General features: G+C 69.3%; 20 protein-coding genes and 1 pseudogene. 9 read left to right on the top strand and 12 right to left on the bottom strand.

Going from position 1 to position 21936, the window contains the following annotated elements; genetic code table 11:
- Nucleotides 1-16: 16 nt before the first annotated feature.
- Nucleotides 17-673 carry a hypothetical protein gene (locus tag EV644_RS23545; protein WP_132191072.1) on the top strand — a complete coding sequence of 219 codons (657 nt, stop codon included), beginning with the start codon at nt 17-19 and terminating at the stop codon, nt 671-673.
- Here the strand turns inward: EV644_RS23545 and EV644_RS23540 are convergent.
- From EV644_RS23540 to folP, 3 genes are read right to left on the bottom strand one after another with little or no spacing between them, the layout of a single operon-like run.
- Nucleotides 670-1359, bottom strand: coding sequence for a class III extradiol dioxygenase subunit B-like domain-containing protein (locus EV644_RS23540; protein ID WP_132191073.1), 690 nt, complete (start codon nt 1357-1359; stop codon nt 670-672). The two genes, EV644_RS23545 and EV644_RS23540, sit on opposite strands and share 4 nt — an antisense overlap.
- Nucleotides 1360-1382: 23 nt before the next feature.
- The gene (locus tag EV644_RS23535; RefSeq protein WP_132191074.1) at nt 1383-2114 is read right to left on the bottom strand and encodes a pyrimidine reductase family protein; all 732 of its coding nucleotides are present in this window, start codon (nt 2112-2114) and stop codon (nt 1383-1385) included.
- Nucleotides 2111-2923: a dihydropteroate synthase gene (gene folP, locus EV644_RS23530; protein WP_132191118.1), complete on the bottom strand. Its 813-nt coding sequence runs from the start codon at nt 2921-2923 to the stop codon at nt 2111-2113. The genes EV644_RS23535 and folP overlap by 4 nt, the downstream gene beginning before the upstream one ends.
- Before the next feature lie 250 nt (nt 2924-3173).
- Here folP and EV644_RS23525 point away from each other — a divergent pair, with 250 nt between their 5' ends.
- The 3 genes from EV644_RS23525 to EV644_RS23515 are packed head-to-tail and all read left to right on the top strand — an operon-like array spanning nt 3174 to nt 6204.
- Nucleotides 3174-4493 carry an L-fuconate dehydratase gene (locus EV644_RS23525; protein WP_132191075.1) on the top strand — a complete coding sequence of 440 codons (1320 nt, stop codon included), beginning with the start codon at nt 3174-3176 and terminating at the stop codon, nt 4491-4493.
- Nucleotides 4490-5242, top strand: coding sequence for an SDR family NAD(P)-dependent oxidoreductase (locus EV644_RS23520; RefSeq protein ID WP_132191076.1), 753 nt, complete (start codon nt 4490-4492; stop codon nt 5240-5242). Before EV644_RS23525 ends, EV644_RS23520 begins: the two co-directional genes overlap by 4 nt.
- Nucleotides 5239-6204, top strand: coding sequence for an aldo/keto reductase (locus EV644_RS23515; protein WP_132191077.1), 966 nt, complete (start codon nt 5239-5241; stop codon nt 6202-6204). Before EV644_RS23520 ends, EV644_RS23515 begins: the two co-directional genes overlap by 4 nt.
- A 589-nt stretch (nt 6205-6793) precedes the next feature.
- Here EV644_RS23515 and EV644_RS46515 read toward each other — a convergent pair.
- The 4 genes and pseudogenes from EV644_RS46515 to EV644_RS23495 form a co-directional block, all read right to left on the bottom strand.
- Nucleotides 6794-7452: pseudogene (locus EV644_RS46515) on the bottom strand (SDR family NAD(P)-dependent oxidoreductase).
- 305 nt (nt 7453-7757) lie between these two features.
- The gene (locus EV644_RS23505; RefSeq protein WP_132191078.1) at nt 7758-9338 is read right to left on the bottom strand and encodes an ABC-F family ATP-binding cassette domain-containing protein; all 1581 of its coding nucleotides are present in this window, start codon (nt 9336-9338) and stop codon (nt 7758-7760) included.
- 168 nt (nt 9339-9506) lie between these two features.
- The gene (locus EV644_RS23500) at nt 9507-9737 is read right to left on the bottom strand and encodes a DUF6343 family protein (RefSeq protein ID WP_199239964.1); all 231 of its coding nucleotides are present in this window, start codon (nt 9735-9737) and stop codon (nt 9507-9509) included.
- Between the two features lie 24 nt (nt 9738-9761).
- Complete coding sequence (locus EV644_RS23495; RefSeq protein WP_132191080.1) at nt 9762-10433, bottom strand: FadR/GntR family transcriptional regulator; 672 nt, start codon at nt 10431-10433, stop codon at nt 9762-9764.
- Nucleotides 10434-10834: 401 nt separating this feature from the next.
- On the opposite strand from EV644_RS23495, the gene EV644_RS23490 reads away from it, so the two are divergent.
- The 4 genes from EV644_RS23490 (at nt 10835) to EV644_RS23480 (ending at nt 16459) form a co-directional block, all read left to right on the top strand.
- The gene (locus EV644_RS23490) at nt 10835-11239 is read left to right on the top strand and encodes a DUF3052 domain-containing protein (RefSeq protein WP_132191081.1); all 405 of its coding nucleotides are present in this window, start codon (nt 10835-10837) and stop codon (nt 11237-11239) included.
- A 424-nt stretch (nt 11240-11663) separates the two neighbouring features.
- Nucleotides 11664-15530 carry a multifunctional oxoglutarate decarboxylase/oxoglutarate dehydrogenase thiamine pyrophosphate-binding subunit/dihydrolipoyllysine-residue succinyltransferase subunit gene (locus EV644_RS23485; RefSeq protein ID WP_199239963.1) on the top strand — a complete coding sequence of 1289 codons (3867 nt, stop codon included), beginning with the start codon at nt 11664-11666 and terminating at the stop codon, nt 15528-15530.
- A 1-nt stretch (nt 15531) separates the two neighbouring features.
- The gene (locus EV644_RS45485) at nt 15532-15708 is read left to right on the top strand and encodes a DUF6104 family protein (RefSeq protein WP_199234592.1); all 177 of its coding nucleotides are present in this window, start codon (nt 15532-15534) and stop codon (nt 15706-15708) included.
- A 25-nt stretch (nt 15709-15733) separates the two neighbouring features.
- On the top strand, nt 15734-16459 hold the full coding sequence (locus EV644_RS23480; RefSeq protein WP_132191083.1) for an AAA family ATPase: 726 nt from the start codon (nt 15734-15736) through the stop codon (nt 16457-16459).
- Between the two features lie 42 nt (nt 16460-16501).
- On the opposite strand, the gene EV644_RS23475 is transcribed toward EV644_RS23480, so the two are convergent.
- Entirely contained in the window at nt 16502-16864 is a 363-nt protein-coding gene (locus tag EV644_RS23475; RefSeq protein ID WP_132191084.1) for an ArsR/SmtB family transcription factor, read from the bottom strand.
- Between the two features lie 116 nt (nt 16865-16980).
- On the opposite strand from EV644_RS23475, the gene EV644_RS23470 reads away from it, so the two are divergent.
- A complete protein-coding gene (locus EV644_RS23470) occupies nt 16981-18210 on the top strand; it encodes a calcium:cation antiporter family protein (RefSeq protein ID WP_241998712.1) in 1230 nt (409 codons plus the stop codon).
- A gap of 64 nt (nt 18211-18274) precedes the next feature.
- On the opposite strand, the gene EV644_RS23465 is transcribed toward EV644_RS23470, so the two are convergent.
- The 4 genes from EV644_RS23465 to EV644_RS23450 are packed head-to-tail and all read right to left on the bottom strand — an operon-like array spanning nt 18275 to nt 20845.
- Nucleotides 18275-18571, bottom strand: a complete 297-nt coding sequence (locus tag EV644_RS23465; protein ID WP_132191085.1) for a WhiB family transcriptional regulator — start codon at nt 18569-18571, stop codon at nt 18275-18277.
- Between the two features lie 16 nt (nt 18572-18587).
- Entirely contained in the window at nt 18588-19244 is a 657-nt protein-coding gene (locus EV644_RS23460) for a GNAT family N-acetyltransferase (protein ID WP_132191086.1), read from the bottom strand.
- Between the two features lie 7 nt (nt 19245-19251).
- Nucleotides 19252-20220 (bottom strand): zinc-binding dehydrogenase, encoded by a 969-nt coding sequence (locus EV644_RS23455; protein WP_132191087.1) that lies wholly within the window; start codon nt 20218-20220, stop codon nt 19252-19254.
- Nucleotides 20221-20251: 31 nt separating this feature from the next.
- A complete protein-coding gene (locus EV644_RS23450) occupies nt 20252-20845 on the bottom strand; it encodes a DUF1349 domain-containing protein (RefSeq protein ID WP_132191088.1) in 594 nt (197 codons plus the stop codon).
- Nucleotides 20846-21936: the final 1091 nt, after the last annotated feature.

Below are 21936 nucleotides of genomic sequence, written 5' to 3'. Positions count from 1 at the left end.
TGGGTAGGGTCGGGGTATGACGGCTTTGGAGCGCTGGCATGTCGGGCCCTGGACCACGCGAGGGACGTTGCCTGGTGAGCCGTTGGAGCCGGGACGGAAGCGGACGCCCGACGAGCTGAACTTCGACATCGTCGGGCTGGCGCGCATCCTCGGGCGTCGGCTGTCCGGACGCGAGGAGCTCCAGGTCCGCCTCTGGCAGAACGAACTCCGCCCCACCCACACCCGCCGCTGCGGCGTCCACACGCTCGCGGATCCCGGCAACTCGCGCCTGCTCGCCGAGACCGCCCAGAAGGCACTCGCCTGGCTGGCCTCGCGAGCACCTGAGGGCTACGAGTTCGTCCTCACCGACGCGGTTTGTCTGCGCCCGCTGACGGAGCTGGCGGCCGAGACCGTCACGGTCGACGCGGTCGTCCAACTCGCCGCCGAGCGCGGAGATGCTCTCCCGGCCGACCGCCTGGCCGCTTCCCACGTACGCCGCTCCTCGGCGGGCGAGTGGTTCGCCGGCGACGCGGTCTGCAACTGGTCCGGCCCATACCCGACCGCGGAAGAAGCAGCCGACGCGATCCGGGCCGCCCGAGTAGAACTGACCAACCAGTTGACCGAGTCCGGCCACTCGGACCTCGCGGCAACCTTCTCCCGCTGGTCAGACGTCCACGTGGAACCTGCCGTCTAGGTCCAGCTCGCGACGAAGTAGCCGACGCCGTACGGGGCGGTGTGGTGGGTGAGGTTGCCCTGGAGCGGGGTGGTCGCGGTAGCACCGGCCAGGACCTGCCAAGGAGCTCGGCCAGCGGCCTGGAGAGTCGTCGCCAGGTCTGGGTCCAGCGCGGACAAGGTAGTGGTGTCGGCCAGGTCCAGTGCGGCGGCGACGGTCGTGTCGAAGATCTCGGCACGGGGGTGAAGGTGCACCGGGGAGTGTTCGCTGCGGCGGGCCGAGCCGTCCCCCATCACCAGCAGAGCCACCCGTTCATTGCCATGGGCAAGCTCTTGCCCCAGTTCCAGACAGGCGGCCGGAGTCTCGTCGGCAGCGACCGTGATCGAGAACCGCGGAAGACCCGCCGCCTTGCTCTGGTTGACGAGCCACGCGCCCATCGTGAGCGAGAGCGGCAGCACCGGTTCGCCGGAGCCCACCTGTACGCCGGGAGCGCCGTACGGGCCGAACGTGCCACCGGCGGACGCGTCGTACCGGGTGCCAGTGGTGGGTCCGGAGCCCACGATCACCAGGGTGTCGGCGTCTGCGAGCTGGTCGATCGCGGCAAGGCAGGCAGCGCGCAGGTCGTCGAGCTCGGCGGCGGCTCCACCGGCGATCTCGGGAACCAGGAGCGGCGGATGCGGGCAGACCGCGGCGCTGACGATGGGCACGACGTCAACCGTAGTCGAGGCTCTCAGTTGGCCCGGAGGTAGCGCATGAAGAGGTACCCGTCGTCCGAGCCGAGCACCGACCTCAGCTCCAGCCGCCGGGCGATCGTCGATACGGGGCCGGCCGTGATGCGACCCGCACCGGGGCCGGCCAGCAGCGGCGCCAGTGACAGGCACATCTCGTCCACCAGATCCGCCTCGGTGAGCGCACCCAGCAGATGCGGCCCACCCTCCGACAGGATCTGCGGCAGCCCTCGCTCAGCCAAGGCGGCCACGGCCGTCGGGAGATCGACCGACGTCTCGCCACAGACCAGTACGTCGGCCACCTCGGCGAGTGCTTCGTGGCGGTCGGGCGGCGCCGCGGCGTGCGTGATCACGACCGGCCGGATCGGCGCCTGCGCGAACACCGGGTTGATCGGGTTCAGGTCGAGCCGTGACGAGACGATCGCCAGGGTCGGGTTCTCCGGCAGACCGTTCGCCTGCCGCCACTCCCGGCGCTTGGCACTGAGCCGGAGCGGGTTGTATCCCTCGGCTCGGACAGTCCCGGCACCGACCAGGATCACGTCGCTGAGCATCCGGAGCTTGCCGAACAACTCCTGGTCCGCCTGGTTCGACAGCGACTTCGACTGCCCGTCAATCTCGACCGCGCCGTCGATACTGCAGACGAAGTTGCTCCGCAGATGGGGCACCGAGCGATCGTCGACCTGGTACGCCGCGATCACCTCGTCCTCGGTCAGATCGGCCAACTGACGAATCAAGCCAGGCTCCTTCGGGTTCCAGCGGGCTGCGCGGCACCCTGCAGTACTGCGACCAGGTCCAGCGCCTGCCGGGCCGCAGGGACATCGTGCACCCGGAAGACCCGGGCGCCCAGCCAGGCGGAGACGGTCAGCGCGGCGAGTGTCCCGGAGCCACGCTGTCCCGGCGGCAGGTCGAGGGTCTCGCCGATGAAATCCTTGTTCGAGACCGCCACCAGCACCGGCCAGCCGGTCGCCGCGAGTTCGTCCAGCCGGCGGGTCAGCTCGAGCGACTGCAGGGTGTTCTTGCCGAAGTCGTGGGTCGGGTCGATGAGGATCCCGTCCGGCCTCACTCCCGCGGCGACGGCCCGTTCGGCGAGGGCCGTGGTCGTGCGGATCACGTCGGCCACCACGTCGTCGTACGCCATCCGGTGCGGGTCGGTCCGCGGGGTGAGGCCGCCGACGTGGCTGCACACGAGCCCGGTCCCGTACTCCGCGGCGGCGGCCGGGATGTCGGGGTCGGCGCCGGCCCAGGTGTCGTTGATGAGGTCCGCCCCGGCTGCTCCGACCCGGCGGGCGACGCCACTGCGGTAGGTGTCGACGCTGATCACGAGGTCCGGGTGGCGCTCGCGGATTCCCGCCACGAAGTCGACCGTGCGCCGGAGTTCCTCGTCCTCGCTGACGGGCTCGCCGTACCCGGCCTTGACCCCGCCGATGTCGACCAGGTCCGCGCCGTCGGCGACCGCCCGATCGATCGCCTCGTACGCCGCCTCGGTGGCGAACGTGGCGCCGCGGTCGAAGAAGGAGTCCGGCGTCCGGTTCACGATCGCCATCAGCGCGAACTCCGCCGGTCCGAACGACCGCCGCCCCAACCGCAGTACTCCGGGCTCGTCAGCGTCCTGGTGGTCGGGCACGGTTCGACTCTATCCAGCGGCTCCCGGCCGGTCGGTCCGGGCCGGGTGAACCCGGCGCGGACCTTGTTCCTTGAACGGATGAATTAACTCGCCGGAGCACTGCCCGAACGACCCCCATATCCTATAGGATCTGGTCTGCCAGATCGGAACACTGCCAGAACGGGTCTTCATGCCACGCTTCACCGAGTTCGAGACGTACGACGTCCGCTTCCCCACCTCGCTGGACCTGGACGGCTCCGACGCGATGAACGCCGACCCGGACTACTCCGCGGCGTACCTGATCCTGCGCACCGACGTCGGCGATGGGCTCGAAGGACACGGATTCGCCTTCACCATCGGCCGCGGCAACGACGTCCAGACGGCCGCGATCGAGGCGCTCCGCGACCACGTGATCGGCCTGGACGTGGACGAGACCCTGAACGACCTTGGCGGCTTCTGGAAGTCCCTGGTGCACGACTCGCAACTGCGCTGGCTCGGCCCGGAGAAGGGCGTCATGCACATGGCGATCGGGGCGGTGGTGAACGCCGTCTGGGACCTAGCCGCCAAGCGCGCCGGAGTACCGCTGTGGAAGCTGCTGGCCGACCTCTCCCCCGAGCAGATCGTCGACCTGGTCGACTTCCGGTACCTGTCGGACGCGCTCACCCGCGAGGAGGCGCTGGAGATCCTGAACGCCGCTGTGCCGGGTCGCGCCGAGCGGGAGAAGTCGCTGCGCGAGCAGGGCTACCCGGCGTACACGACCACGCCCGGCTGGCTCGGGTACGACGACGCCAAGCTGGTGCGGCTCTGCCACCAGGCAGTGGCCGAGGGGTTCACCCAGATCAAGCTGAAGGTCGGCGCGAACCTCGACGACGACATCCGCCGGATGCGGCTGGCCCGCGAGGCGGTCGGCCCGGACATCCGGATCGCGATCGACGCGAACCAGCGCTGGGACGTGGCCGAGGCGATCTCCTGGATCGAGGCGCTGAAGCCGTACGACGTGTGGTGGGTCGAGGAGCCCACCAGCCCGGACGACATCCTCGGCCACGCGGCGATCGCCCAGGCCGTCGCGCCGGTCCGGGTGGCCACCGGCGAGCACGTGCAGAACCGGGTGGTCTTCAAGCAGATGCTGCAGGCCGGATCCCTGTCGTTCCTGCAGATCGACTCGGCCCGGGTCGCCGGGGTGAACGAGAACATCGCGATCCTGCTGCTGGCGGCGAAGTTCGGCGTACCGGTGTGTCCGCACGCGGGTGGCGTCGGGCTGTGCGAGCTGGTGCAGCACCTGTCGATGTTCGACCTGGTGGCCGTCAGCGGTTCGACCGAGAACCGGGTGATCGAGTACGTCGACCACCTGCACGAGCACTTCCTGGAACCGGTCGCGATCAAGGACGGCCACTACGTCACGCCGACGCAGCCGGGCTTCAGCGCGGAGATGGATGCCGAGACGCTGTGTGACTTCCGGTACCCGACTGGCAAGATCTGGACTGACCTGACGAAGGAGAGCGTGAAGTGACGGATTTCGCCGGCCTACGGGCCGTGGTGACCGGAGGAGCCTCGGGGATCGGTCTGGCGGCCGCCTCGCTGCTGGCCGCGCGAGGTGCCCAGGTGGTCGTCTTCGACCTGAAGCCGGACGTGCCCGCGCCGCTGACCGGCATCGCCGCGGACGTGAGCGACGACAGCTCCGTCCGGGACGCGGTCTCCGCGGCCGCGCTGCAGCTCGGCGGAATCGACATCCTGGTGAACAACGCCGGGATCGGCGCCCAGGGCACCGTGGCGGGCAACGACGACGAGGAGTGGCACCGCGTCCTCGACGTGAACGTCGTCGGCATCGCACGCGTCACCCGGGCGACGCTTCCCTACCTGCGTCGCTCGTCGGCTGCCGCGATCGTCAACACCTGCTCGATCGCCGCCGTCGCCGGCCTCCCGAACCGTGCGCTCTACAGCGCCAGCAAGGGCGCAGTACTGGCGCTGACCATGGCGATGGCCGCTGACCACGTCCGCGAAGGCATCCGGGTCAACTGCGTGAATCCGGGCACCGCCGACACCCCCTGGGTCGGCCGGCTGCTCGACGTCGCGTCCGACCCGGCCGCCGAGCGTGCCGCCCTGGAAGCCCGGCAGCCGATGGGCCGGCTCGTCACCGCCGAGGAGGTCGCTGCCGCGATCGTCTACCTGGCAAGCCCGCTATCCGCCTCGACCACCGGTACTGCGCTCGCGGTCGACGGAGGCATGCAGAACCTGCGACTGCCGGCAGCCCGGTCATGAAGCTGTTCCCGGAGGACTCGCGAATCGGGCTCGGCGGCGCTCCGCTGGCCGGGTTGTTCACGCCGGTCGCTGATGCCGAGGCTGCCGCGACCGTACAGGCCGCGTGGGACGAGGGCTGGCGGTACTTCGACACGGCACCGCACTACGGTCTCGGTCTGGCTGAGGAGCGCCTGGGTGGTGGGCTCGCCGGGAAGCCCCGCGACGAGTACGTGCTGTCCAGCAAGGTCGGCCGGATCATCTACGAAGCGGACACCGACGCCACCGACGACGAAGGCTTCGCTGTCACCTCCCGCCGACGCCGCCGCTGGGACTTCAGCCGCGACGGCGTCCTGCAGAGCATCGAGGACTCCCTACGCCGCATCGGCACGGACCGCCTCGACGTCGTCTTCGTCCACGACCCCGACGACCACTACGAGGAAGCCGTCGCCACCGCCTTCCCGACCCTGATCGAACTCCGCGAACAGGGCGTCATCGGCGCCATCGGCTCCGGCATGAACCAGACCGCGATGCTCACCCGCTTCGTCCGCGAAGTAGACATCGACGCCATCATGCTCGCCGGCCGTTACACCCTCCTGGACCCCGACGGCCTGGACGACGTGATGCCCGCCTGCGTCGAGAACAACGTCCAGGTAGTTGCCGTAGGCATCTTCAACTCCGGTCTGCTGTCGCAACCTCGTCCAGCGGCGGACGCGACCTTCAACTACGCCCCTGCGCCTGCTCCCTTGGTGGACAAGGCCAACCAACTCGCCGACATCTGCGAGTCCCACGGCGTAACCCTGCCGGCGGTCGCCCTCAACTTTCCCCTCCACCACCCCGCCGTCGCCGGCATCGCCGTCGGCTGCCGCACCGCCGACGAGGTCCACACCAACGCGGCCCTCGCCCGGGTCTCCATCCCCTCCGGCATCTGGTCCGACCTGAAGTCAACCGGCCTACTCCGCTCCGACGCCCCAACACCCACCTAGCAGTCCGCCCCAGGCAACTCCTCCGTCGCTCGCCCTCACCTCACACGCCGGTTCGGCGCTCCTGCGTCGCCGCTCAGAGAAGCCAGAGTGGTCGCGATGAAGGCGAGCTGATCGCCGGACGTGCTCGGCCTGGTTATCAGGCCACCGCGGGGTTTTCCAGGCCGCTGCGGGTTGTCGGGCCGCCGCGGGTTTGTCGGGCCGCTGCGAGTTGTCGGGCCGCCGCGGGTTTGTCGGGCCGCTGCGAGTTGTCGGGCCGACAATTCGAGCCTGCGCTCACACGACACCCCACCCCGGGTTGGTAGTCCGGCACGGCTGTACCGAACGACAGGTAGATGTCCCTCGCGACGGCAACCTCCCGGCGTACCGAGGGTCTTGATGGACCGAGAGCAGGCAGTACCTCCTGTCGATCCGTACGCCGCTCGGACCCGCAACCAGCCGTCCGGCGACTTCCCCCACTCCCCCACCTCGGGCGATCCGGGTCCGCTCGGCCTTGGCATCCACCCAAGCGCATTCACCGAGCGGCGACCTAGCGGGGTTGACGCAAGCGACGGAGGAGTGCGGGGCCGGAGGAGCGCGGCGGAGTACTGGCTCAGTAGGTTGCTCGGCCGCCGCTGATGTCGTAGACGGCGCCGGTGGAGAAGCTGCATTTGTCGGAGGTGAGCCAGGCGACCAGCTCGGCTACTTCTTCGGGGCGGCCGATGCGGTGCATGGGGATCAGGCTGGTGAGGCGGGCCAGCACGTCCGGTGCGGTGGCGGCGTTCATGGGGGTGTCGATCACGGCTGGGGCGATGACGTTGACCAGGATGCCGCTGGTGGCGAGTTCCTTGCCGAGGGACTTGGTCATGGCGATGACGGCTGCCTGGAGGCGGAGTATGCGGAGAGGTTCGCGTTTCCGTCCTTGCCGGCCATGCTCGCGAAGTTGACGATCCGCCCCCAGCCGCGTTCGCGCATGCCGGGGATGACTGCTCGGCACAGCTGGAAGGTGCCGCGGACGTTCACTGCGAACGTTTGATCCCAGTCGGCGGTCGAGATCTCCCACAGCGGCTGGTTCGGCCCGACGATGCCGGCGGAGTTGACCAGGATGTCGATCCCGCCCAACTCAGCGACCGCCGACGCTACGGCTTCCTCGTCGGTGATGTCCAAGACCACATCAGCACCGGCTGTCCGGTCGAGGGTGACAACCTCGATCCCATCCGCCCGCAACCGCTCGACAGTCGCCAGCCCAAGCCCACTCACTCCCCCGGTCACGAGCGCACGTCGAGTCACAGCTACCCCTGTCTCGATGGTGGGCTCTCAGTATGTCGGACGCCGGCGACAGGATCCGTCTGCCGCCGGCGCCCCTGGCGACTTGCTGGCGGCGACGTAGGGCATCAAATTGAGCAAGTCCTACGCCCAGAAACACTCAACTGATGCACAAGGTCGGGGGCCTCCGAGGTACCCCGGCCAACCCGCCGACCCGCCAACCCCTTGGGATCACCGACCTGCAACAGAGGAGCGCGCCGAACAACCGGTGCTGGGAGCAAGCGACGAAGGAGTGGCGTGAGTCCGGAGTACTAGAGCGGGTCGATCTCGTGGAGTTCGTTGTCTTCTATCGACAGCCAGCGGGTGATGCCGATCTCGCGGAGGAACGGGAGGTCGTGGCTGGCGACCACCAGGGCTCCGTTGTAGGAGGCCAGGGCTTCTCGGAGTTGGGTGACGCTGGAGAGGTCCAGGTTGTTGGTGGGTTCGTCGAGCATCAGCAACTGGGGTGGGGGTTCAGCCAGGAGGAGGGCGGCGAGGGTTGCTCGGAAGCGTTCGCCGCCGGACAGGGTGCTGACGGGTTGGTCGGCCGCGCGGCCTCGGAAGAGGAAGCGGGCCAGGCGGGCTCGGCGTTCCTGGTTCTCTGCGCTGGGGGCGAGGAGGGCGAGGTTCTCCACCACCGACAGGTCGTCCTGCAGGAGGTCGAGGCGCTGTGGGAGCAGCCTCCACGGGACGAGAGGTTTGTTGTCGGAGGCAAGGGCGTGGAGCAGGGTGCTCTTGCCTGCGCCGTTCGGGCCGGTCAGGGCGATGCGTTCGGGGCCGCGGATCTCCAGGTCGGCGTGCAGGCCGGTACGGAGTACGTAGTCCTCCAAGCGCAGCACGATCCGTCCGGCCGGTACGGCGGTCTTCGGCAGATCGACGCGGATGCTGTCGTCGTCGTGGACCTTCTCCTCCGCGTCTGCCAGCGCTTCCTGGGCCGCGTCGAAGCGGTCGCTGTGCATGCCGAGGTGCTTGCCCGCCGACACCTGCGCGGAGCGTTTGAGGCCGCCGGCGATGATCTTCGGGATGCCGCCCTGCTCGAACGCGCGCTGACCGGCGGCCCGGCGGCGGTCCATCTTCATCCGCGCCTCGATCAGTTCGCGTTTCTGCCGCTTCAGGTCGGACTCGGCCGCGCGGACCATCCGCTCGGCCGCCTCCTGCTCGACCGCGACGGCTTCCTCGTACGCCGTGAGGTTGCCGCCGTACCAGGTGACCTCGCCCTTGCGCAGGTCGCCGATCTGGTCGACCCGGTCGAGCAGTTCGCGGTCGTGGCTCACGATCAGCAGGGCTCCCCGGAATCCCTCGACCGCGTCGTACAGGTGCCGCCGCGCGCGCAGGTCCAGGTTGTTCGTCGGCTCGTCGAGCAGCAGTACGTCGGGGCGGCGGAGCAGTTCGGCGGCCAGGCCGAGCAGGATCGTCTCGCCGCCGGAGAGTTCGCCGACGCTGCGGTCCAGGCCGATCGTGCCGAGGCCGAGCTTGCCGAGCATCGCCTCGGCCCGCTCCTCCACGTCCCAGCCGTCGCCGACGGCCGCGAAGTTGGCGTCCGAGGCGTCGCCCTGCTCGATCGCGGTGATCGCTGCACGGATGCCGGCGATGCCCAGGGCCTGGTCGACGCGCAGAGCGGTGTCGAGGGTGAGGTCCTGCGGCAGGTAGCCGAGTTCGCCGTTGACCCGGATCGACCCGCGTTGCGGTGCGAGTCGGCCGGCGATCAGCCGCAGCAGGGTGGACTTGCCGACGCCGTTGCGGCCGACCAGCCCGGAGCGGACCGGGCCGGCCACGAAGGTCAGCCCGTCGAACAGCACGTCGCCGTCGGGCCAGGCGAAGAAGAGGTCGGTACAGCTCAGGGAATTACTCATGCGCACACTCCATAGAGGTCTCTGCCAGACCGCTCGACCGGAACGGGAGCGATCAACTGCTCAGAAGAAAGACCTCGGAGTTACAACGCGGACCCCTGACGCCGGGAATGTGACTGGTCCAGAGTAGACAACCCCCCGACCGGCATCAACCAGGTTTCCGCACCGGCATCAGTCGGACCTTCCGCGGGAGCGCTGCCGGTTCACCCACTTCCGCCGGCCGATCACGAGCAGGTCGAGCGCCGCGACGACCGCGAGGAACTCGGCCGCGATCGCCCACCCGGCCGGCACATCGTTGACGACGAACAGCACCGCGGCCACGCTGCAGACCACCAGCCCGAAGGAGGCCAGCACGATTCTGAGCGTCAACGCGCTCTGCGGCGGAGGTGGTTCCTGACTCACTCCGATGCCCTCCACATCAACGGTTCAGCGGGCCTTGCGCAACCAATTCTCGACGCCCGCGATGTGCGCGGTCATCCAGGCGCGAGCCGCCTCCGCGTCGCCGATCTCGATCGCGTCCAGGATCGCGCTGTGCTCGGCCAGGGTCCGCTCGACCGCTCCGGCCTGGGTGACCCCGCGCCAGATCCGCGCGCGCTGCGTCGCCCCGGAGACCCCGTCGAGCAATGAGCAGACAACCGCGTTACCACTCGCCTCGGCGATCCCGCGGTGGAACTTGAGGTCGTTTGCGACGAGGTCGTCCACCCCGGCGCCTGCGGCCAGATCGCTCGTCAGCAAGCGCAACTCGGACAACTGCTCGGTCGTACGCCGGTTCGCCGCCAGCGCGGCAACCCCGGGCTCGAGCAGACGTCGTACCTCGAAGAACTGCAGCACGGAATCGTCCTGATGCAGGTCGACCATGAAGCTCAGCGCGTCGAGCAGGTGCGCGGAGTCGAGGCTGGTCACGTACGTCCCGTCGCCATGCCGCACGTCCAGCACGTTGACCAGCGTCAGCGCCTTCACGGCCTCCCGCAGCGAGTTCCGCGACAGCCCGAGCCGCGCCGCGAGGTCAGCCTCCTTCGGCAGCCGGTCTCCCGGCCGCAACTCCCCCGAGGTGATCATCCCTTTGATCTTGACGATCGCCTCATCCGTCAACGCCATCCCGTCAGTATGCCGCCGCAGGCCGCTCGCCGCGCCTTGCCGAACCGAAGACACACCCGGTACGTCGCAATCTCGCGGCCCGGACGAGTCAGCTGGCGCACCCCGACCGCAGTACTCCACCGGCCGTGCCTGTTGCCAGCGGCACCAACCCACCACCCCACCGGCCGCTGGGATTCGCCGAGTCGTGGATTTCGGGGTCGAGCAAACGTTTGCCCAGAACGCTGATCCACGACTGGCGGCGAGGACCGGACGAGTTCTCTGGGTGATCGGTGCGGGGCGCGCGGTGGTGAGGCTGGACGAGTCGTCTGGGTGATCGGTCCGGCGCGCGGCACTCGTGAGACCGACGGGGTTAGAGGATGACGCCACCCGTATGTGCGGCGGTGGGCGCCTACCATCGCCGCATGAGCGCCGGATACTCGGGCAAGCCGCTGGCCGCCAAGCTCGGCATCAAGCCCGAGCACGCCGTCGTCGTCGAGAACGCGCCGGCCGGGTTCGTGATCGAGGGGCTCCCGGACGGGCTCAAAGTGATCACCCGGCCTGGGCGGGCGGAGTACGACGTGATCCTGGCCTTCTGCCCGGATCGGGCGCGGCTGGCGAAGAGGTTGCCGGTACTGCTCGGGAAGACGGCGAAGGCCGGGATGATCTGGATCGCCTGGCCGAAGCGGTCGTCGGGACTGGCGACCGACCTGGACGAGAACGGCGTCCGCGACGTGGCCCTGCCGCTCGGGGTGGTGGACGTGAAAGTCTGCGCGGTCGACGACACCTGGTCCGGGCTGAAACTTGTCCGCCGACTGGTCAACCGGTGAGCCAATTCTCGCGAACTGGACTGATCCGGTGCGTGACCTTCGCCACACGATTGCGCGGAGCTGACCATCACGCCCTGCAAGTGCGCAGCTGCATACAGTGGCCAACCAGGCGTCCGAGGGGGCCCGCACACCCCTTCCCGCAGGCCCGGAAACCCACCCCTGCAACGGGTCCCGCAGTTCCTCCGGCTGATGGCCGCGTCACCGGGACCCGGACCGGCCCGCAAATCGCTGGAACACCTGCCATCACGCTGTTTCAGGGGGCGATCGATCAAGCGCCGACGCGCCAACCACTGGATCGACTGGTCCGGTGATCCCGGGCTGTAGAAGTGTTGGCCGTGCTATTAGCCTTGCCTCGGGAAGCACCCCATAACTCCAGTGCTCATAACACAGGTATCTGACCCGATCGGAAGAGGCGAACTGCCAAGTGGCCACCGAGCCATCAGAAACTAATCCCCTTGCAGCCTTCGGTGCGAACGAATGGCTGGTCGACGAGATGTACGAGAACTACCTCCAGGACCCCAAGTCTGTGGATCCGGCGTGGTGGGACTTCTTCAAGGGTTACAGCCCGGGTGATGCGAAGCAGGCGAAGCCGGCCGACGCTCCCCGCCCCGATGCGGTGTCAGACAACAAGACCCCCGAGGCGCCGAGCCGCGGTACCGCCGCCGCCGCGCCGTCATCCAGCCAGCCGGCCGCCCAGGCCGCGGCTGCCGCACCAGCTCCGGCTGCACCGGCTCCGGCTGCACCGGCTCCGGCCGCACCGGCTCCGGCCACGCCCGCTCCGGCAGCTCCGGCAGCTCCGGCCAAGCAAGCACAGACAGCAGCATCCACAGCGAAAGCAGCGCCCGCGGCGAGCGGCGCCCCGACCGGAGGCACGGTGAACCAGCCGCCCAAGGCGCAACCCAAGCCCGCACCCGTGACCAGCACGGACGCGAACCGGGTCATTCTGCGCGGAGCGCCCGCACGGACCGCGCAGAACATGGAGACCAGCCTCGGGGTCCCCACCGCGACGAGCGTGCGCCAGGTGCCGGTCAAGCTGCTGATCGACAACCGGATCGTCATCAACAACCACCTCAAGCGCGCCCGCGGCGGCAAGATCTCCTTCACCCACCTGGTCGGCTGGGCCCTGGTGAAGGCGCTGAAGACGCTGCCGGAGATGAACGCCTCGTTCGACGAGACCGAGGGCAAGCCGACGCTGGTCCAGCCGGAGCACATCAACCTCGGCCTGGCCATCGACATGCAGAAGCCGGACGGCACCCGGCAGTTGCTGGTGCCGTCGATCAAGGCGACCGAGTCGATGACGTTCGCCGAGTTCTGGATGGCCTACGAGGACATCGTCCGGCGGGCCCGGGACAACAAGCTCGCGCTGCCCGACTTCCAGGGCACCACGATCAGCCTGACCAACCCCGGCACCATCGGCACCCAGCACTCGGTGCCGCGGCTGATGAGCGGCCAGGGCTGCATCATCGGCGTCGGCGCGATGGAGTACCCCACGGAGTACCAGGGTGCGGCCGAGGAGACGATGGCCAAGCTCGCGGTCAGCAAGGTGATGACGCTGACCTCGACCTACGACCACCGGATCATCCAGGGCGCCCAGTCGGGTGAGTTCCTGCGCCGGCTGCACAAGCTGCTGCTCGGCGAGGAGGGCTTCTACGACGAGATCTTCCAGTCGCTGCGGATCCCCTACGAGCCGATCCGCTGGGCCGCCGACCTCCCGCACAGCCACGAGGAGGACATCAGCAAGCAGGCCCGCATCCTCGAGCTGATCCACGCCTACCGGGTCCGCGGCCACATCATGGCCGACACCGACCCGCTGGAGTACAAGCAGCGCAGCCACCCCGACCTCGACGTCGCCACCCACGGCCTGACCCTGTGGGACCTGGACCGCGAGTTCGCGACCGGCTCGTTCGGCGCCCAGGCCGACCGCAAGTTCATGAAGCTGCGGGAGATCCTCGGCATCCTGCGCGACTCGTACTGCCGCACGGTCGGCGTCGAGTACATGCACATCCAGGACCCCGAGCAGCGCAAGTGGCTGCAGGAGCGGATCGAGCGGCCGCACACCAAGCCGCCGCGCGAGGAGCAGCTGCGGATCCTGGCCAAGCTGAACGAGGCCGAGGCCTTCGAGACCTTCCTGCAGACCAAGTACGTCGGCCAGAAGCGGTTCTCCCTCGAGGGCGCGGAGACCACCATCCCGCTGCTCGACGAGATCTGCGAGGAGGCCGCCGGCGCCGGGCTGGACGAGGTCACCATCGGCATGGCGCACCGCGGCCGGCTGAACGTGCTGGCCAACATCGTCGGCAAGTCGTACGGCCAGATCTTCCGCGAGTTCGACGGCAACATCGACCCGCGGACGGTCCAGGGTTCCGGTGACGTGAAGTACCACCTGGGCGCCGAGGGCGAGTTCGTCTCCGAGTTCGGCGACAAGATCAAGGTCTCGGTCGCGGCGAACCCGTCCCACCTGGAGACCGTCGACCCGGTGCTGGAGGGCATCGTCCGGGCCAAGCAGGACCTCCTGGACCGCGGCGCCGCGTTCCCGGTGCTGCCGTTGCTCGTGCACGGTGACGCGGCCTTCGCCGGCCAGGGCGTGGTGGCGGAGACGCTGAACCTGTCCCAGCTGCGCGGCTACCGCACCGGCGGCACGATCCACGTGATCGTGAACAACCAGGTCGGCTTCACCACCTCGCCGGCCTCATCCCGCTCGTCGATGTACAGCACCGACGTCGCCCGGATGGTGCAGGCGCCGATCTTCCACGTGAACGGCGACGATCCCGAGGCCTGCATCCGGGTCGCGGACCTGGCCTTCGAGTACCGCCAGGCGTTCAACAAGGATGTCGTCATCGACCTGGTCTGCTACCGCCGCCGCGGTCACAACGAGGGCGACGACCCGAGCTTCACCCAGCCGCTGATGTACGACCTGATCGAGCAGAAGCGGTCCGTGCGCAAGCTCTACACCGAGGCCCTGATCGGCCGTGGCGACATCACGGTGGAAGAGGCCGAGCAGGCGATGCGCGACTTCCAGCAGCGGCTGGAGCGGGTGTTCACCGAGGTCCGCGAGGCGAAGAGCCAGCCGGACACGCCGGCGCCGTACGTGACCGTCCCGGTCTACCCGGACAAGCCGGACGGGCCGGACGCCACGGCGACCACCCCCGAGGTGCTGAAGAAGATCGCGGACGCGTACACGACGCTGCCGGAGGGCTTCACCGCGCACCCGAAGGTGATGCCGCAGCTGCAGCGCCGGGCCGCCGCGATCACCCAGGGTCCGGTCGACTGGGCCAGCGCGGAGATCACCGCGTTCGGCTCGCTGCTGCTGGCCGGGCGTCCGGTCCGGCTGGCCGGCCAGGACAGCCGCCGCGGCACCTTCGTGCAGCGGTTCGCCGCCATCATCGACCGGATCAACGGGCAGGACCACGTCCCGCTGCAGCACCTGGACGAGGAGCAGGCGAACTTCTACGTCTACGACTCGCTGCTGAGCGAGTACGCCGCACTCGGCTTCGAGTACGGGTACTCCGTGGCGCGGCCGGAGGCGCTGGTCCTCTGGGAGGCCCAGTTCGGCGACTTCGTCAACGGCGCCCAGTCGATCATCGACGAGTACATCTCGGCCGGTGAGGCGAAGTGGGGCCAGAAGTCCGGTGTCGTGCTGCTGCTGCCGCACGGCTACGAAGGTCAGGGCCCGGACCACTCGTCGGCCCGGATCGAGCGGTTCATGCAGCTGTGCGCCGAGAACGCGATGACGGTGGCGCAGCCGTCCACGCCCGCGTCGTACTTCCACCTGCTGCGGCGTCACACGCTGCAGGAGGAGCACAATCCGCTGATCGTCTTCACCCCGAAGCAGCTGCTCCGGTTGAAGGCGGCGGTGTCGCAGCCCGAGGAGCTGACCAGCGGCACGTTCCGCCCGGTCCTGAACGACCCGGAGGCCGAGCAGAACACGGCCGCCGTGGAGCGGGTCATCCTGGCCTCCGGCCGGATCAGCTACGACCTGCTGGCCGAGCGCAAGAAGGCGGAGCCGGACAAGATCAGCACCGTGATCCTGCGGGTCGAGCAGCTCTACCCGCTGCCCGCCGAGGAGATCAAGGCCGAGCTGGCGAAGTACCCGAAGCTGCAGGAGATCCGCTGGGTGCAGGACGAGCCGGCGAACCAGGGTCCGTGGCCGTTCATGGCGCTGAACCTGACCGAGCACCTGGGCGGCAAGCCCTTCTACCGGGTGTCCCGGCCGGCCATGTCCGCGCCGTCCGTCGGCTCGCACAACGTGCACGTCACCGAACTGGCGACGCTGATGAAGCAGGCCTTCAGCTGACGTGTACTTCACCGACCGAGGGATCGAGGAGCTCGAGGGCCGGCGTGGCGAGGAAGACGTCACGCTGGCCTGGATGGCCGAGCGGCTGCGCGAGTTCGTCGACCTGAACCCCGAGTTCGAGACCCCGATCGAGCGCTTCGCCACCTGGCTGGCGCGGCTGGACGACGAGGACGACTGAGCTCGTCCTCGTCTAGCCTGACGAGATGCCCTTCGCCGACCACCCCGTACGCCGGGTTGCCGCGGCGGAGGGCATTCGTCCGTCCGGGACCTGGCCGCACACCATCCCCGCGGTCCGCCAACTCCTGACCGACGGGCTGGACCTCGACCCGGGCGTCACCTTCCTGGTCGGCGAGAACGGCACCGGCAAGTCCACCCTGGTCGAGGCGATCGCCGTCGCCTACGGGATGTCCCCCGAGGGCGGCTCCACCGGCGCCCGGCTGACGACCCGGGCGACCGAGTCGTCGTTGTCCGAAGACCTCCAGCTGACCAGGGGTGCGGGTGCGAGCCGGGCCGGATTCTTCCTCCGCGCCGAGACGATGCACGGCTTCTACACCTACCTGGAGGACAACCCGCGGACGGGTGGGCCGCCGGACCTGCCGTTCCACCGGATGAGCCACGGAGAGAGCTTCCTCGCCGTGATCGGCGACAGGTTCGACCGCCGCGGGCTCTACTGCCTCGACGAGCCGGAATCGGCGCTGTCGTTCTCCTCGAGCCTCGCTGTCGTCGGTGTCCTCGACCGGCTGGCCAGGAGCGGCAGCCAGGTCATCTGCGCCACCCACTCCCCCGTCATCGCCGCACTACCGGACGCGAGAATCCTCGAGGTCGGGGAGTGGGGCATCCGCGAGAGCCCCTGGGACGACCTCGAACTCGTCCAGAACTGGCGCTCCTACCTGCACACCCCCCAACGCTTCCTCCGCCACATCCTCTAGCTCGTGCTCGACGGACTGTCAGCGCGGGCGACCGCAGTACGGCTACTCCGCGTGGGGCGGGCGGCGGCGGACGGGTGGGTCGGGGGCCAGTGAGCCGTCGGGGGCGATGTGCTCGAAGATCTGGTCGACCAGGTTGAGCACGTGCGGGTCGTCGACGGTGTAGATGTGCCGGCGGCCCTCGCGGCGGGCCGTGATGATGCCGGCCAGCCGCAGCTTGCCTAGGTGCTGGCTCGCGGTGGCGATGCTGACGCCGACCCGCTCGGCCAGCGTGCCCACGTCGTACTCCCCTTGCGCCGCCAGGGAGACCAGGTGCAGGCGGACGGGCGCCGAGAGCATGGCGAACGTGCCGGCGGCGGACACCAGCTGCGCTTTCGTCGGCTCGCGTTCAGGGCGTGAAGTGGTCATGGGTGGAGTCATTGTGACGCCTCCGGCGGTCAGCAGGCACGCGGCTGGCCGGTGGTGAGCACGGTCTCATACTTGCGCAATTGCGAAAGTATCAAAATGGTGGCAACCTTGACCGCGTGATCAGAGCTCTCCGCCCCGTGCTTCTCTGCCTCCTCGCGGCAGCGCCGGCCGTCGCCCTGCGACTGGCCGGCGTCGAACTGTCCGCCCCACTCGGCATCGTCGTCTTCGGGCTCGCGGTGGTCGCGGCGTCGTTCGTGCTCGCCTGGGCCGCCGAGGCCGCCGAGGTCGACATCTCCGGCGGCCTGGCGATCGCGCTGCTGGCGGTCATCGCCGTACTCCCCGAGTACGCCGTGGACCTCTACTTCGCGCACACCGCCGGCAGCCAGCCGGAGTACGTCGCCTACGCCGCCGCCAACATGACCGGGTCCAACCGGCTCCTGCTCGGCCTCGGCTGGTCCAGCGTTGTACTGATCAGCCTGTACGTCGCCAGCAAGCGCAGCGGGAGGACCGTGAAGGCGCTGGTGCTGGAGTCCGGGTACCGCCGTGAGCTCGGTTTCCTGGCGGTCGCCAGCGTGGTCGCGTTCATCATCCCGATCACCGGCGAGATCCACCTGGTGCTCGGCATCGCCCTGCTGGCCTTCTTCGCCTACTACCTCTGGCGCGCGGCCGCCTCCGAGCACGACGAGGAGCCCGACCTGATCGGACCCGCCAAGCGGATCGGCGGACTCGCGAAGGTCCAGCGACGGACCGCCGTCATCTCCATGTTCCTGGTCTCGGCCGGGGTGATCCTGCTGTCGGCCGAGCCGTTCGCGGACTCGCTGGTCGAGGGCGGGCACGCGCTGGGGATCGACCAGTTCCTGCTGGTGCAGTGGCTGGCCCCGCTGGCTTCCGAGGCGCCCGAGTTCATCGTGGCGATCCTGTTCGCGTGGCGCGGCAAGGGCGCTGCCGCGCTCGGCCTGCTGATCTCCGCCAAGGTGAACCAGTGGACGCTGCTGATCGGAAGCCTGCCGATCGCCTACGGGCTCGGTGGCGGTCCGGCGGCCCTGCAGCTCGACGGACGCCAGGTCGAGGAGTTCCTGCTGACCGTGACCCAGACGCTGCTCGGTATCGCGGTGCTGCTGACGCTGCGCTTCCCGCGCTGGGCGGCCTGGACGCTGCTCGGGTTGTTCCTGGTGCAGTTCGCGATCCCGGGCCAGACCGGGCGGTACATCCTCTCCGGCATCTACCTGGCGCTGGCGATCGTCGCCTTCATCCGCAACCGTCAGTACGTGGTGGCAACCATCACCTCGCCCTTCCGCCGGACCGCGCAGGTCGAGGAGCGGACGGACGAGCTGGTCGGGGTCTGACCTCCCGCAGTACGGAAACTGCCCCCACCGGCGATGCTCGGTGGGGGCAGTTCGCGTCTGGACACTAGCTGGCCTGCTGCTCCTCGATCGCGGCGGGGCGGCGGCGTTCCTGGGGTCCGGGGCGGCCCCGGCGGCGGCCGGAGAGGAACTTCTCGCCGGCGGCGGTGCCGGTGAACTTGGTCCGGCGGGCCCACTCGCGGCAATCCTCGATCACCGGGCACGCGGTCAGGCAGATCGCCTGGGCCTTGCGCTGCTCCCACTGGGTGGCGTTCTCGTCGTACGCCGGCGCCTGGCCGATACACGCGGCCCGCATCATCCAACGGTCGGCGGGGTCGGCGATCACCGTCAAGGTCGGCCTCATGGGCACTCCTGCTCCCTCATCGATCGGGCGGATCGAAACCGTGGGGGTTTCCCGCGGTAGAACCAGACTGCGCCAGCCTCGTTGCCCCGGTGCGACGGCAATGTTTCAGCCATGAAACGTCACGCCGGTCCGCTGTCACATCAGTGCCGCTGTCACCGGCTCGCGGTACGGCGGGCCGGACCATCCTGATCTCCGGTACGCCGAAGAACGGCTCGTCCACCCGTACTCCGTCCTCCGCGAAGCCCTGGCGGCGGTAGAACGCCCGCGCCCGCTGGTTGCCCTCCAGCACCCACAGGCTGGCGGGTTCCTTGCCGATGGCAACGTCGAGCAGCCGGTACCCGAGCCCGCTGCCCCACCACTTCTCCCGGACGTAGATCGCGTACAGCTCCAGCGGCGTCGGCGCGTCCTCGTCCCGCGACGGCCCGGGCGACGAGAACCCGATCACCCGGTCCTCCACCTGGACCGAAGGATCAGGGTTGAGCGCGATCCACCGGACCAGGCCGGCCTCGATCGCCCCGGCCCACTTCTCCGTCCGGCGCCCGACGTCACCTGTCTTCTCGGCCAGCACCGCGGGCTCCACCAGTCCGCCGTACGTCTCCCGCCAGCACAGCAGGTGGCACCACGCGCCGGCCTCGGCGTCGGCCACCTCGGCGCGGCGGATCACAGGTTCCATCGGCGGGTCAGACCGTGAAGACGATCTTGCCGAACACGTCGCCCTCGTGCATCTTGGCGAATCCCTTGCGGGCGTCGGCCAGCGCCAGGGTGCTGTCGATGTGCGGCTTGATCCCGGCGTTCGCCATGAACCGCACCAACTCCGCGAGCTCGGTCCGGGTGCCCATCGTGGAGCCCTGCACCCGCAGTTGCAGGAAGAAGATCCGGTTGAGCTCGGCCGACTTCGGCGCCTGCCCGCTGGTCGCGCCGGAGATCACCAGCGTGCCGCCCTGCTTGAGCGACTTCAGCGAGTGCGACCAGGTCGCCTGGCCGACGGTCTCCATCACGGCGTCGACCCGCTCGGGCAGCCGTGCCCCGGACTCGAACGCCTCGTGCGCGCCGATCTCGACGGCCTTCGCCCGCTTGCCCTCGTCCCGGCTCGTCGCCCAGACCCGGATGCCCGCGGCCCGGGCCAGCGTGATCAGCGAGGTCGCGACGCCACCACCGGCGCCCTGCACCAGCACGGTGTCACCCGGCTTCAGCCCCGACTGGGTGAACAACATCCGGTACGCCGTGAGCCAGGCCGTCGGGAGGCACGCGGCCTCCTCGAAGCTCAGCCCGGCCGGCTTCGGTACGACGTTGCCCGCGGGCACCACGACCTTCTCGGCCAGCGTGCCCTGGTACCGCTCGCTCAGCAGCGACCGCTTCGGGTCGAGCGTCTCGTCGCCCTTCCACGCCGGGTCCGAGATCACCGCGTGCACGACCACCTCGTTGCCGTCCGGGTCGATCCCCGCGGCGTCGCACCCCAGGATCATCGGCAGGCTCTTCTCCGCCAGCCCGACGCCCTTCAACGACCACAGGTCGTGGTGATTCAGCGCGGTCGCCTTGACGTCGATCGTCACCCACCCGTCCGGCGCCACCGGCTCAGGCCGCTCCCCCACCTCCAGCGCGGAGACAGGATCCTCGGCGTCGAACCCGGCAACGTAGGCAGCAAGCATGCCCTCACCCTAATGCCCTGCTGCCCTGCGATCAGTCGAGGTGGAGGGCTTCGTCCGGGGTGGTGACGACGAAGGAGGTGAAGCGGACCGTCAGGCCGTCCCGGGTGGGCGCGCAGGTGAACGGTCCGGCGGCCGCCGTCGCCGCAGGGTCGAGCGGCGCCACCCGGAACAGTTGCCAGGGTTCGTCCTCGCAACGCGCCCGCATCGTCAGAGCGTCGCCCGACCGGCTCACCCGGATGGTCACCTCGCGGCCCGCCCAGTCGGCCACAGGCGCGAGTGACCAGTCGGAGCGGCCGTGCGTAACGACGGAGCCGAGGTGCGGAACCCCGTCGGTGAACTCGATCCCGGCCTTGACCCAGGTCTCCTCGTCCACCCGCACCAGCAGCCCAGCCTGGTCGTACAACTCGTCGAACGCAACCACGAACCCGACCTCGAGCGCCGACTCCGGCGGGAAGTCCGTCAGCAGCGCATGCCCGTCATCGTGCACGAACCCGTAACTGGTGGTCCGCCAGAAGTCGCTGCCCTTCCGGGCCGTGACCAGCAGATTGCTCCCCTCGGCCAGCACCGCCTCCGGCGGGTTCAGCCAAGCCGCCTCGGACCACTCGATCGCACGCCTGCTCTCCATCCCCCAGACGCTAGGCGACGTGTCGCCCACAACACCAGTACGCCGGTACGCCGGTGCGATTCCAGCGGGCATAGGGACAGGCGTTCCTCCCGGTATCGGCGGAGGTGGTTGCGCCTGGCGACGGCGGAGGTGGTTGCGCCTGGCGACCGCGGAGGTGGTTGCGCCTGGCGACCGCGGAGGTGGTTGCGCCTGGCGACCGCGGAGGTGGTTGCGCCTGGCGACCGCGGAGGTGGTTGGGTCTGGCGACGGCGGAGGTGGTTGGGTCTGGCGACGGCGGAGGTGGTTGGGTCTGGCGACGGCGGAGGTGGTTGGGCCTGGCGACCGCGGAGGTGGTTGCGCCTGGCGACCGCGGAGGTGGTTGCGCCTGGCGACGGCGGAGGTGGTTGCGTCACCGGGCTGCCTGATGGTGCTAGTCGTGCTGGTGTGCGTCAAGAGCGCTTCGCGTCCCTTCGGGATCGGAACAAGTTCCGACTCTTGACCCACCCCACCCCGACCAGGGAAGGACGCAGCTATCCCGGAGCCGCTGAGGAGTGTGGCGACAAGGCCCGGGGAGCTCCCCCGCCCAAACGCTCGGGGAGCTGCCTCGCCCGGCGGTTCGGGGTGTTCCTTTGCCCGGAGGTCCGCGAGACTCCCGAAACTGGCACTTTGTGCACCACCTGAGCAGATCCCGGCGACCCGGACGCGCAACCGGTGCACAAAGTGCGGGCTCGGACACCAAGCTGGGACCTCGGACACCCCATGACCTGTCCCAGGTCCCCACTTGGTGTCCGAGGTCCCCAGCACCGCACCGCCACCGGCCGTCACACCCCCCGAGAAGGCGTCCGCGGTCCCCACAAGGTGTCCCAGGTCCCCACAAGGTGTCGGGTGTCGCCAAAACCGCACCGGACGCCGGCTGTCAGGCCGCCCACCAGGCCTGGTCCCCGCGATCGGGTCTCGCGGGCTCTGCGGCGGATCGCGGCGTGTCCGGTGGCAGGTTGTTCGGCCGCTGGCGGCTTGTAGAGCCTGTTGAGAAATGGGTGTGGCGGTGGTGTGGGTCACCGGGTGGGCGTTCGAGTATTGGGTATGGCGAATTCGTATCGGCCGGTTGATCG

The organism is Kribbella orskensis (assembly GCF_004342085.1).
Lineage (GTDB): Bacteria > Actinomycetota > Actinomycetes > Propionibacteriales > Kribbellaceae > Kribbella > Kribbella orskensis.
Note: the sequence above shows the minus strand (reverse complement) of the source record. Positions and strands in the feature narration are given on the sequence as shown.